The organism is Betaproteobacteria bacterium (genome assembly GCA_016720855.1).
In the GTDB taxonomy this organism is placed as follows: Bacteria; Pseudomonadota; Gammaproteobacteria; order Burkholderiales; family Usitatibacteraceae; genus FEB-7.
In genome coordinates this window covers 938,189-950,290 of record JADKJU010000001.1, presented here as the reverse complement: position 1 = coordinate 950,290, position 12,102 = coordinate 938,189, and the positions used below count along the sequence as shown (strand labels likewise).

Genomic DNA, 12,102 nt, shown 5'->3' with positions numbered 1-12,102 from the left:
TTCCGCAACAATCAGGGCAGGAGGTTGCGTTTGCACCACACTGCCCGGCCGGGCGCCGAGGGTGGCGGCAGGCGTACCGACTGTGGTAAGATTTAAGTTTTGTCAGCCTGAAATTTATCCATTAAAACAAGCGGTTAGGTTTTGGCGCCGAGGTGCCGGGCCGTTCGCTTCGAGTCCTCCCGCCCATGGAACAATTCGCCAAAGAAACCCACCCGATCAGCATTGAGCAGGAAATGCGCCGCTCCTACCTCGATTACGCCATGAGCGTGATCGTGGGGCGGGCGCTGCCCGATGCCCGGGACGGCCTGAAGCCGGTGCACCGGCGCGTGCTTTTCGCCATGCACGAGCTCTCCAACGACTGGAACAAGGCCTACAAGAAGTCGGCCCGCATCGTGGGCGACGTGATCGGCAAGTACCATCCCCACGGCGACACGGCCGTTTACGACACGATCGTCCGGATGGCCCAGGAGTTTTCCCTGCGCTACCCACTCATCGACGGGCAGGGCAACTTCGGCTCGGTGGACGGGGACAACGCGGCCGCCATGCGTTACACCGAGATCCGGATGTCCAAGATCGCCCACGAGCTGCTGGCGGACCTGGAAAAGGAGACGGTCGATTACGGCCCCAACTACGACGGCAGCGAGGAGGAGCCCCTCATCCTGCCGGCCCGCTTCCCGAACCTGCTGGTGAACGGCTCCTCGGGCATCGCGGTGGGCATGGCGACGAATATCCCGCCGCACAACCTGAACGAGGTGGTGGACGCCTGCATCGCGGTGCTGGGCAACCCCGACATCGACATCGAGGAGCTCATCGCGATCGTCCCGGCGCCCGATTTCCCCACCGCCGGCATCATCTATGGCACCGCCGGCGTGAAGGAGGGATACCGCACCGGCCGGGGGCGCGTGGTGATGCGCGCCCGCGCCCACATCGAGGACATGGAAAGGGCCAACAAGCAGGCCATCGTCGTGGACGAACTCCCGTACCAGGTCGGCGGCGACCAGCTCCTCAAGCGCATCAGCGAGCTGGTGCACGAGAAGAAGATCGAGGGCATCGCGGACCTGCGCAACGAGTCGGACAAGAAGGGCATGCGGCTCGTGATCGAGCTCAAGCGCGGCGAAGTGGCCGAGATCGTGCTGAACAACCTGTACAAGCTCACGCAGATGCAGGAGACGTTCGGCATGAACATGGTGGCCCTGCTCGACGGCCAGCCGAAGATCCTGAACCTCAAGCAGTTCCTGGACGCCTTCCTTCGCCACCGCCGCGAGGTCATCACGCGCCGCACCGTGTTCGACCTGCGCAAGGCTCGCGAGCGCGGCCACGTGCTCGAGGGCCTCGCGGTGGCGCTGTCCAACGTGGACGAGGTGATCGCCATCATCAAGGCGGCCGCCACGCCGGCGGCGGCCAAGGTCGAGCTCATGGCTCGCACCTGGCGCTCCGGTCTCGTCGAGGAGATGCTTTCGCGGGCGAGCGCGGAGCAGTTCCGCCCGGAGAACCTGCCGAAGGATTTCGGGCTGGCGAAGAACGGCTACCGGCTTTCGGACGTGCAGGCGCAGCGCATCCTCGAGATGCAGCTCCAGCGCCTCACCGGGCTCGAGCAGGACAAGATCCTCGCCGAATACCGCGAGGTCATCGCGGCCGTGGAGGACCTCCTGGACATCCTCGCAAGGCCCGAGCGGGTCACGCGCATCATTTCCGACGAGCTGCAGGAAATCAAGCGCGAGTTCGGCGACGCGCGCCGCAGCGAGATCGTGGTGAACGGGCAGGACCTGTCGATGGAGGACCTCATCGCTCCCGAGGACGTCGTGGTGACCCTGTCCCACACGGGCTACATCAAGAGCCAGAAGCTCGACGAGTACGGCGCGCAGAAGCGCGGCGGGCGCGGCAAGCAGGCGACCACCACGAAGGAGGACGACTTCATCGAGAAGCTCTTCATCGCGAACACGCACGACTACGTGCTGTGCTTCTCGAACAAGGGCAAGGTGTACTGGATCAAGGTGTACGAGGTGCCCCTGGGCAGCCGCGCGAGCCGCGGCAAGCCCATCGTGAACCTCCTCAAGATGGACCAGGACGAGCGCATCAACGCGATCCTCCCGGTGCGCGAGTTCGTGGAGGACAGCTACGTGTTCTTCGCGACGCAGCAGGGCGTGGTGAAGAAGACCTCGCTCTCGGACTTCTCGCGGCCGCGCAACTCGGGGATCATCGCGGTGGACCTGGACGAGGGCGACCACCTCATCGGCGTGGCGCTCACCGACGGCAGGCACGACGTGATGCTCTTCTCCGACGAAGGCAAGGCCGTTCGCTTCGACGAGAACGACGTGCGCCCGATGGGCCGCGGCGCGCGCGGCGTTCGCGGGATGAACCTCACGAAGGGCGGAAAGGTGATCGCGCTCCTCGTGGCCGAGGACGAGGCGCAAAGCGTGCTCACCGCCACCGAGAACGGCTACGGCAAGCGCACGTCGATCGCGGAATACACGCGCCACGGCCGCGGCACGCTGGGCATGATCGCCATCCAGACCTCGGAGAGGAACGGGAAGGTGGTCGCGGCGACCCTCGTTTCCCGGGACGACGAAATCATGCTCATCACGTCCGGCGGCGTGCTCATCCGCACGCGGGTGAAGGAAATTCGCGAGATGGGGCGCTCCACGCAGGGCGTTACCCTCATCAACCTGGGCGAGGGCGAGACGCTTTCGGGCCTGCAAACGGTGCTGGATCGCGACGAGGAAGAGAACGGGAACGGGAACGGGAACCAAGGCGAGCCCGCGCCCGCCTGAGCGGGCGCCGTACCGAATCGGAGGGAAGGCGAAATGCACGTGTGGAATTTCGGATCCGGGCCCGCGATGCTGGTCCCCTCGGTGCTCGAGCAGGCGAGGGCGGAATTCATCGACTGGCACGGAATGGGCATGTCCATCATGGAGATGAGCCATCGCGGCAAGGAGTTCGTCGCGGTCGCCTCGCAAGCCGAAGCGGACCTGCGCTCGCTCCTGGCGATTCCCGCGAACTACAAGGTGCTGTTCCTCCAGGGCGGTGCGACGGCGCAGTTCGCGGCCGTCCCGATGAACCTGCTTCGCGGCAAGGGCGAAGCCGACTTCGTCGTGACGGGGGAATGGTCGAAGAAGGCGCTGTCGGAAGCGGGGAAATATTGCCGCGCCAACCTCGCGGCCACCGCCGAGGACCGAAAATTCACGTACGTTCCCGCGCAGCCATCGTGGAAGCTCTCGCCGGGCGCGGCCTACGTGCACGTCTGCACCAATGAAACCATCGGCGGGGTGGAGTACCACTGGACCCCCGACACGGCCGGGGTCCCGCTCGTTGCCGACATGTCCTCGCACATCCTGTCCAGGCCGGTGGACGTCTCGCGGTTCGGCCTCATCTACGCGGGCGCGCAAAAGAACATCGGGCCGGCCGGTCTCGTCATCGTGATCGTTCGCGAGGACCTCATCGGGCACGCGCTGGCCGATACGCCGAACGTTCTCGATTTCAAGTTGCAGGCCGACGCGGACTCGATGCTCAACACCCCGCCCACGTTCGCCCTCTACCTCGCGGGACTGACCTTCAAGTGGCTCCTCGCGAAGGGCGGCCTCGCGGCCATGGAGCGCGAGAACATCGCGAAGGCCACGCTCCTCTACGATTGCCTGGATGCGATCCCGTTCTATTCGAATCCGGTCGCGAAGCCGGACCGCTCGCGCATGAACGTGCCCTTTCGCCTCGAAGACGATTCGCTCGACGCGCGCTTCCTGGCGCAAGCGCAGGCGGCCGGCCTTTCGCAATTGAAGGGCCACCGCTCGGTGGGGGGCATGCGGGCCTCGATCTACAACGCCATGCCTCTGGCGGGCGTGGCGGCACTCGTCGAGTTCCTGAAGGACTTCGCGCGCCGGAACGGCTAGCGCCAGCATGATCGAGGAACGAGCCGACGGCCAGGAACGCGAGCCGTTCCGCATCGCCACCTGGAACACGATCTCCGCGAAGGGCCTGCGGCGGTTTCCCGCGGGGACCTACCGCGTCGAGCACGCGCTCGCCGATCCCGACGCGATCCTGCTCCGCTCGCACGTCCTGGATGCGGCTGCGGTGGCCGCAAGCGTGAAGGCGATCGCCCGCGCCGGCGCGGGCGTGAACAACATTCCCGTGGCGGAGATGACCCGGCGCGGCATCCCGGTCTTCAATGCGCCCGGCGCCAATGCGAACGCGGTGAAGGAACTGGTCGTTGCCGCGATCTTCCTGGCGGCACGCAACCTGGTCCCCGCGATCGACGGCGTCCGCAGCCTGGCGCCCGGAGCGGATTTCGAGCGGCGCGTGGAGGACGGCAAGAAGAAATTCGCGGGGGTCGAGGTTCGCGGCAAGACCCTCGGGGTCATCGGCCTGGGCGCCATCGGGGGATTGGTGGCCGACGCAGCGCTCAAGCTCGGACTTCGCGTGGTGGGGTTCGACCCGCATGTCACGGCCGAGACGGCCTCGCGCCTGCCGGCACCGGTCCGCCTCGTGGGTTCCATCGACGAGGCCTTTTCGGCTTCCGATTTCCTGTCCTTGCACGTCCCGCTCTCGGAGTCCACGCGCCACCTGGCGAACGAAAGGCGCTTTGCGCTCCTCCGCCCCGGCGCCGTGCTGCTCAATTTCTCGCGCGCCGCGATCGTGGACGAGGAAGCCGTCGTGGCCGCGGTCGCCTCAGGCCGCCTCAAGGCCTACGTGTGCGACTTTCCGAGCCCGCGCTATTCCGGGCAGGCGGGCATCGTCGCCCTGCCGCACCTGGGGGCGTCGACGGAAGAGGCGGAGGAGGCCAGCGCCGCCATGGTGATCGACCAGTTGCGCGACTACCTGGAGGAAGGCGCGGTGCGAAATGCGGTCAACTTTCCCTCGATCGAGATGCCTCGCGAATCGCCGCATCGCGTGGCGATCGCGAACGCGAACGTGCCCAACATGCTGGGGATGATTTCGACTACGATGGCAGCGAGCGGCCTCAACATCCACAACATGGTGAACAAGTCGAAAGGGGAGATGGCCTTCACCCTCGTCGATCTCGACAGCGAGATCGAGCCGGGCGTGGTCCTGGGGCTCTCGCGCATCCCCGGCGTACTATCCGTGCGCCTTGTCGCCCCCCTGCCGGATCCTCGCGCATGACGGACGAACTCGATCGCCTGCGCGGCGAGATCGACCGCCTCAACGGGGAGATTCTCGAGCGCCTGAACCAGCGCGCGCAGCTGGCGCGCGCCATCGGCACCCTCAAGGTCGGGCAGGCCTATCGTCCCGAGCGCGAGGCGCAGGTCCTGCGCGGGATCAAGGAGCGAAACCGGGGACCGCTGTCCGACGAATCGGTGGCGCTGATCTTTCGCGAGATCATGTCGGCCTGCCTCGCGCTCGAGCGGCCCATCACCGTGGCCTACCTGGGGCCGCAGGGCACGTTCAGCGAGAGCGCGGCGATGAAGCATTTCGGCCACGCCGCGGTGACAAGGCCCATGGCCTCCATCGACGAGGTCTACCGGGCGGTGGAGTCGAGCGCGGCCGACTTCGGCGTGGTGCCCGTCGAGAACTCCACCGAAGGCGCGGTGGGCCGCTCGCTCGATCTCATGCCGCAGACGCCGGCCAAGGTGTGCGGAGAGGTGCTCGTGCGGATCCACCACCACCTGATGGCGAAAGCGCCCGCTGAACTCGCCTCGATTCTCCGCATCTTCTCGCACGGCCAGTCGCTCGCGCAGTGCCACGAATGGCTCAACAACAACGTGCCCGACGCGGAGCGGGTGGTGGTCGCGAGCAACGCCGAGGCGGCGCGGCGCGCCGCCGAAGAGCCCGGCAGCGCCGCCGTCGCGGGCGACCGCGCCGCGGACCATTACAAGCTTTCGATTCTCGCTTCCAATATCGAGGACGAGCCCAACAACACGACGCGATTCCTCATCCTGGGCGACTATGAACCGAAGCCCTCGGGGAGCGACCGCACCTCCCTGGTGCTGGCGGCGCGCAACCGGGCGGGCGCGGTCTACGAGATGCTCACGCCCTTTGCCACGCGCGGCGTTTCCATGACCCGGTTCGAGTCGCGCCCGTCGAAAATCGCACTCTGGGAATACCTCTTCTTCGTGGACATCGAAGGCCACCGGAACGACGTCAACGTCGCCAGCGCGCTCGAGGAGGTGGGCCGCATCGCCGGGTACCTGAAGGTGCTCGGTTCCTACCCGATGGCGGTCATCTAGGCCATGAGCCCGAAAGACCTCGCCCCGGCGCATGTGCGCGCCATCGCGCCCTACGTGCCCGGCAAGCCCGTGGCCGAGACTGCGCGCGAGCTCGGCATCGCGGAGTCGGAAATCCTCAAGCTGGCCTCCAACGAGAACCCGCTCGGCTCCTCGCCGAAGGCGATCGAGGCGCTTCGCGGCGCGCTGGGCGACCTGGCCTGGTATCCGGATGGCAGCGGGCACGATCTCAAGGCGGCGATCTCGGCGAAGCTCGCGGTGCGCCCCGAGAACATCGTGCTCGGCAACGGATCGAACGACGTGCTGGAACTCGTGGCGCGCGCCTTCCTCACCCCCGCCGATTCCGCCGTGTATTCCCGCCATGCCTTCATGGTCTATCCCCTCGTGGTGCAGGCCATAGGCGCGCGCGGCATCGAGGTCGCCGCCAGGGACTATGGCCACGACCTCGCGGCGATGGCAGCGGCGATACGCCCGGATACGAAGATCGTGTTCCTCGCGAACCCCAACAATCCGACGGGCACGTTCCTGCCGTGGGAGGAGATCCGCGCATTCGTGGAGCGCGTCCCGCCAGCCACGCTCGTCGTGATGGACGAGGCCTACGGCGAATACCTGCCCCCCGACCGGCAATCACCCACGGCGGCCTGGCTCGCGCAATTTCCCAACCTGGTGATCTCGCGCACCCTGTCGAAAGCGTACGGCCTGGCCGGGCTGCGCGTGGGATTCGGGCTCGCGCATCCGGAAGTTGCCGAGCTCATGAACCGCGTCCGGCAGCCATTCAACGTGAATCATCTCGCCATGGTCGCTGCCTGCGCGGCGCTGGGCGACGAGGCATTCATCGCGCAGAGCCGGCGCGTCAATGCAACGGGCCTGGAACAGCTGGCGAAGGGCTTCGGGCGGCTGGGGCTCGAGTTCATCGCCTCGTCGGGAAACTTCATCGCGGTGCGGGTGGGCGATGCCGCGCGAATCTACGCCTCACTCCTGCGTGAAGGCGTGATCGTGCGCCCCATCGCGAGCTACGGCATGCCCGAGCATCTTCGCGTGACGGTAGGGACGGCGCCGCAGAACGAGCGCTTCCTCGCCGCGCTCGAGCGCGCGCTCAAGACCGCGTGAGGCCGCCTTGCGACGCCTGAAGACGATTGCGGTCATCGGCGTCGGCATGATCGGGGGCTCGTTCGCGCTTGCGATGCGACGCGCCGGGGCGGTTGCGAAAGTCGTCGGCGTCGATCGCGATTCGCAGGCCCTCGAGCGCGCCGCGGCGCTTGGCGTCATCGACACGGCGGCCGAGTCGGCCTCGGAAGCGGCCGCCGGCGCCGACCTCGTCTTCGTTTCGGTCCCGGTGCGCGCCATCGGGCCCGTCCTGCACGACGTCGCACTCGGGCTGGGCAGGGACGCCGTGGTCACCGATGCGGGCAGCACCAAGGCCGATGTCATGCGCACGGCCGCGGGGGAACTGCACGACCGGATGCCGAGATTCGTCCCGGGCCACCCGATCGCGGGGCGAGAGGCGAGCGGCGTGGATGCCGCGGTCCCGGATCTCTTCCGCGGCGCCCGCGTCGTGCTCACGCCGGAGCCCGCGACGTCCCCGGACGCCACCTCGCTCGTACGCACCTGCTGGGAGGCGTGCGGGGCGCGCGTGACCGAGATGCCGGCCGTTGCGCACGATCGCATCTTCGCCTCGGTGAGCCACCTGCCGCACGTGCTCGCCTTCGCGCTGGTCTCCGAGATCGTATCGAGGGCCGACGCGGCGGAACTGCTCGGATTCGCCGCCGGCGGGTTCCGCGACTTCACCCGCATCTCCGCCAGTTCTCCCGAGATGTGGCGCGACATCGCGCTGGCCAATCGCGAGGCGCTGCTCGAGGAGGTGGACCGCTACGTGGCCCGCGTTGCGGTGTTCCGCGAGCTGATCGCCAAGGGCGACGGGCCGGGCCTGCAGCGGCTGATGGCCGAAGCGCGCAATGCCCGCCGCGCGTGGGCGGGCGGCAAGCGCAGCACCTCGGACGAGTGACCGTGAACCATCTCGACCTCGCGCACGCCTCCCGCGCGTCCGGCGCGCTGCGCCTTCCGGGTTCCAAGAGCCTGTCGAATCGCACCCTTCTACTCGCAGCACTCGCGGAAGGCACGACGCAGGTTCGCGGGCTCCTCGATTCCGACGACACCCGCGTGATGCTCGAGGCGCTGCGCACGCTCGGCATATCGCTGGTGCCCGGCTCCCGGGAGGGGGACTGGTCGGTGCAGGGCGCACCGGGCGGGTTCCCGGTGAAGCAGGCATCGATCTTCCTGGGCAACGCGGGCACCGCTTTCCGCTCGCTCACCGCGGCGCTGGCGCTGGGCGACGGGCACTACCGGCTGGAAGGCGTGCCGCGCATGCATGAGCGTCCCATCGGCGACCTCGTCGATGCCCTGCGCCAGGCCGGCGCCCGCATCGAATACCTGGCGAACGAGGGTTTCCCGCCGCTGGCGATCGCGCCCTGCGAGCGCCGAGCGAACGCGGCCGTCCGGGTGCGCGGAAACGTGTCGAGCCAGTTCCTCACCGCGCTCCTCATGGCGCTCGGCGCGGCGGGAAACGCGGCACGAATCGAGGTCGTGGGCGAGTTGATCTCGAAGCCCTACGTCGAGATGACGCTGGCCCTCCTGCAGCGATTCGGCGTTCATGTCGAGCGCGAGGGCTGCGGCGCGTTCGCACTGCCGGCGGGCGCCCGCTACCGCTCGCCCGGGACGATCGACGTCGAAGGCGATGCCTCGTCGGCGTCCTACTTCCTCGCGGCGGGCCTGCTGGGAGGGGGTCCGCTTCGCGTCGAGGGCGTGGGGCGCACCAGCCTCCAGGGCGACGTCCGCTTCACGGAAGTGATCGAGGCGATGGGTGGGAAGGTCACGCTGGGCGACAACTGGATCGAGGTGTCGGGCCGGCTGCCGCTCAAGCCGCTGGATGCGGACCTCAACACGATTCCAGACGCTGCGATGACGGCGGCAGTTCTCGCCCTGTTCGCGAGCGGGCCTTCCCGGCTTCGCAACATCGCCAGCTGGCGCGTGAAGGAGACCGACCGGTTGGCCGCCATGGCCACCGAGCTGCGCAAGCTCGGTGCCGTCGTGGAGGAGGGCGCCGACTGCCTGGCGATCACGCCCCCCACGGGCTACTCGGGACCCGTGCGCGCCGGTCCCCCGGTGGCGATCGATACCTACGACGACCACCGCATGGCGATGTGCTTCGCGCTGGCGGCCTTCGGTCCCGTCCCGGTCCGCATCAACGATCCCGCCTGCGTGTCGAAGACGTTTCCCGGGTTTTTCGAGGCCTGGGCCGGCGTGGTCGCCTAGCGATGGGCGAATCGGTTCCGGTCATCGCCATCGACGGCCCGTCGGCGTCGGGGAAGGGCACCGTGGCCGAGCGGGTGGCCTGCGCCCTCGGGTTTCACTATCTCGACAGTGGGGCGCTCTACCGGCTGGTCACGTTGCTGGCCTTGCGCCACCGGTTGTCCCTGGAGGATGCCGCGGCCCTGGCCTCGGCCGCACGGGACATGGAAATTTCATTTCGCGACGGGAAGTTATGGCTCGGCGGGGAGGATGTGACCGAGGCCGTTCGCACCGAGGCCGTCAGCGCCGCCACCTCGAAAGTCGCCGCCAGCCCGGCCGTGCGGGAGGCCTTGCTCGACCGCCAGAGGCGTTTTCGGGAGGCGCCCGGACTCGTCGCCGACGGGCGCGACATGGGCTCCGTGGTCTTCCCGGATGCAACCCTCAAGATATTCCTGACCGCGGAAGTCGCCATCCGGGCGGATCGAAGGCATAAGCAGTTGATGGAAAAGGGAATGTATGCGAAACTTCCGGACGTTGTGGAGGAACTGCGGCAGCGTGACGCGCGCGACAGCGCGAGGCCCGTGGCACCGCTAAGGCATTATTCCGATGCGTTTTTTCTCGATACCACCCGCCTGACGATCACCGAGGCGGCCGAGCAGGTGCTGGCCTGGTACAGGGAACGCGCTCGTGAATAGGTCACTTTCTCCCTGACGGGGCGAAAAGCCCAAGGGTGTCAATCGGTTAGGTTGCTTCCTGAGGTTCGGCCCCCGGCCGCGGCCCGGGGAGCGTCACCGCCCGATTGGCGTTTGCAAACCAGACACGGCCGCAAGGCCGTGCGAATCGAAAGCACAGGTATCTCTTCCATGCTGTCCCAATCCACCGCAACCCCCACCCCCGTTTCCGCTCCCATTCCCGAAGGTTTCCCGGAGAGCTTCGCTGCCCTCTTCGAGGAAAGCCTCACGCGCCAGGAGATGCGCTCGGGCGAAGTGATCACCGCCGAGGTCATTTCCATCGACCCGAACGTCGTGATCGTCAACGCGGGACTGAAATCCGAAAGCGCAATCTCCACCGAGGAATTCAAGAACGACCGCGGCGAAATCGAGATCAAGCCCGGCGATTTCGTGTCCGTCTGCATCGAGGCACTCGAGGACGGCTTCGGCGCGACCAAGCTCTCGCGCGAGAAGGCGAAGAAGCTCGCCGCCTGGTCCGAGCTCGACACCGCGCTCGAGAACGGCACGATCATCACCGGCGTCGTCTCCGGCAAGGTCAAGGGCGGCCTCACCGTGATGGTGAATGGCATCCGCGCCTTCCTGCCCGGGTCGCTCGTGGACCTGCGTCCGATGAAGGACACCTCGCACTTCGAGGGCAAGGAACTCGAATTCAAGGTGATCAAGCTCGACCGCAAGCGCAACAACGTCGTCGTTTCCCGCCGCGCCGTCATGGAAGCGACCGCGGGTGTGGAGCGCCAGCAGCTCCTCGAGACGCTCAAGGAAGGCGCGATCGTCAAGGGCATCGTCAAGAACATCACCGACTACGGCGCGTTCGTGGACCTGGGCGGCATCGACGGCCTCCTGCACATCACCGACCTCGCGTGGCGCCGCGTGAAGCACCCGACCGAGGTGCTCAACGTGGGCGACGAGGTCACCGCCAAGATCCTCAAGTTCGACGCGGAGAAGAACCGCGTGTCGCTGGGGCTCAAGCAGCTGGGCGAAGACCCGTGGGTGGGCATTTCCCGCCGCTACCCGCAGGGCACGCGCCTGTTCGGCAAGGTGACCAACATCACCGACTACGGCGCGTTCGTCGAGATCGAGAGCGGCATCGAGGGCCTGGTGCACGTCTCCGAAATGGATTGGACCAACAAGAACGTCCACCCCGCCAAGGTCGTGTCCCTGGGCGACGAGGTCGAGGTGATGATCCTCGAAATCGACGAGGACCGCCGCCGCATCTCCCTCGGGATGAAGCAGTGCATGCCCAACCCGTGGGACGAGTTCGCCATGAACCACAAGAAGGGCGACAAGGTGAAGGGCCTTATCAAGTCCATCACCGACTTCGGCGTGTTCATCGGCCTGCCCGGAAACATCGATGGCCTCGTGCACCTCTCCGACCTTTCCTGGAACGCCGCCGGCGAGGAAGCCGTCAAGGAAATGAAGAAGGGCGAGGAGGTCGAGACGATGGTCCTTTCGATCGACGTGGAGCGTGAGCGCATTTCGCTCGGCATCAAGCAGCTCGAAGGCGATCCGTTCGGCAACTACGTCACCATTCACGACAAGGGCAACATCGTGAAGGGCTTCGTGAAGTCGATCGAATCCAAGGGCGCCGTGATCGAGCTCGACAAGGACGTCGAAGGCTACCTTCGCGCCTCCGAGATCTCGCGCGATCGCGTCGAGGACGTCCGCACCCACCTGAAGGAGGGCGAGGAGGTCGAGGCCGTGATCGTGAACATCGATCGCAAGAACCGCTCGATCAACCTTTCCATCAAGGCCAAGGACGCGGCCGAGGAATCCGCCGCCCTGCAGAAGATGGCTTCGGAGAGCAGCGCGGCCTCGGGCACCACGAACCTCGGTGCCCTGCTCAAGGCGAAGCTCGGCAGCGGGTCGAAGGAATAGCGAACCGGGGCGGACATGCAAGGGGAAGACTCGCA

General features: G+C 67.0%; 9 protein-coding genes. All 9 read left to right on the top strand.

What is annotated here, in order from left to right:
- Positions 1-185: 185 nt before the first annotated feature.
- The 9 genes from gyrA to rpsA all read left to right on the top strand — a co-directional run bounded on the left by gyrA (position 186) and on the right by rpsA (position 12,067).
- Positions 186-2,771, top strand: a complete 2,586-nt coding sequence (gene gyrA, locus IPP91_04220; protein MBL0141275.1) for a DNA gyrase subunit A — start codon at positions 186-188, stop codon at positions 2,769-2,771.
- A gap of 33 nt (positions 2,772-2,804) precedes the next feature.
- Entirely contained in the window at positions 2,805-3,884 is a 1,080-nt protein-coding gene (gene serC, locus IPP91_04215; protein MBL0141274.1) for a 3-phosphoserine/phosphohydroxythreonine transaminase, read from the top strand.
- 7 nt (positions 3,885-3,891) lie between these two features.
- A complete protein-coding gene (locus IPP91_04210) occupies positions 3,892-5,112 on the top strand; it encodes a 3-phosphoglycerate dehydrogenase (GenBank protein MBL0141273.1) in 1,221 nt (406 codons plus the stop codon).
- Complete coding sequence (gene pheA / locus IPP91_04205) at positions 5,109-6,176, top strand: prephenate dehydratase (GenBank protein MBL0141272.1); 1,068 nt, start codon at positions 5,109-5,111, stop codon at positions 6,174-6,176. Before IPP91_04210 ends, pheA begins: the two co-directional genes overlap by 4 nt.
- A 3-nt stretch (positions 6,177-6,179) precedes the next feature.
- On the top strand, positions 6,180-7,283 hold the full coding sequence (locus tag IPP91_04200) for a histidinol-phosphate transaminase (protein MBL0141271.1): 1,104 nt from the start codon (positions 6,180-6,182) through the stop codon (positions 7,281-7,283).
- A 46-nt stretch (positions 7,284-7,329) separates the two neighbouring features.
- Complete coding sequence (locus tag IPP91_04195; GenBank protein ID MBL0141270.1) at positions 7,330-8,178, top strand: prephenate dehydrogenase/arogenate dehydrogenase family protein; 849 nt, start codon at positions 7,330-7,332, stop codon at positions 8,176-8,178.
- A 2-nt stretch (positions 8,179-8,180) separates the two neighbouring features.
- Positions 8,181-9,485, top strand: coding sequence for a 3-phosphoshikimate 1-carboxyvinyltransferase (aroA, locus tag IPP91_04190; GenBank protein MBL0141269.1), 1,305 nt, complete (start codon positions 8,181-8,183; stop codon positions 9,483-9,485).
- Between the two features lie 2 nt (positions 9,486-9,487).
- Complete coding sequence (locus tag IPP91_04185; protein ID MBL0141268.1) at positions 9,488-10,156, top strand: (d)CMP kinase; 669 nt, start codon at positions 9,488-9,490, stop codon at positions 10,154-10,156.
- A gap of 168 nt (positions 10,157-10,324) precedes the next feature.
- On the top strand, positions 10,325-12,067 hold the full coding sequence (rpsA, locus tag IPP91_04180) for a 30S ribosomal protein S1 (protein MBL0141267.1): 1,743 nt from the start codon (positions 10,325-10,327) through the stop codon (positions 12,065-12,067).
- Positions 12,068-12,102 lie beyond the last annotated feature (35 nt).

What these genes read in the sequence shown, in the direction of transcription:
- gyrA (MBL0141275.1), top strand. Translation starts at nt 186, where the DNA reads ATGGAACAATTCGCCAAAGAAACCCACCCGATCAGCATTGAGCAGGAA.
- serC (MBL0141274.1), top strand. Translation starts at nt 2,805, where the DNA reads ATGCACGTGTGGAATTTCGGATCCGGGCCCGCGATGCTGGTCCCCTCG.
- IPP91_04210 (MBL0141273.1), top strand. Translation starts at nt 3,892, where the DNA reads ATGATCGAGGAACGAGCCGACGGCCAGGAACGCGAGCCGTTCCGCATC.
- pheA (MBL0141272.1), top strand. Translation starts at nt 5,109, where the DNA reads ATGACGGACGAACTCGATCGCCTGCGCGGCGAGATCGACCGCCTCAAC.
- IPP91_04200 (MBL0141271.1), top strand. Translation starts at nt 6,180, where the DNA reads ATGAGCCCGAAAGACCTCGCCCCGGCGCATGTGCGCGCCATCGCGCCC.
- IPP91_04195 (MBL0141270.1), top strand. Translation starts at nt 7,330, where the DNA reads ATGATCGGGGGCTCGTTCGCGCTTGCGATGCGACGCGCCGGGGCGGTT.
- IPP91_04185 (MBL0141268.1), top strand. Translation starts at nt 9,488, where the DNA reads ATGGGCGAATCGGTTCCGGTCATCGCCATCGACGGCCCGTCGGCGTCG.
- rpsA (MBL0141267.1), top strand. Translation starts at nt 10,325, where the DNA reads ATGCTGTCCCAATCCACCGCAACCCCCACCCCCGTTTCCGCTCCCATT.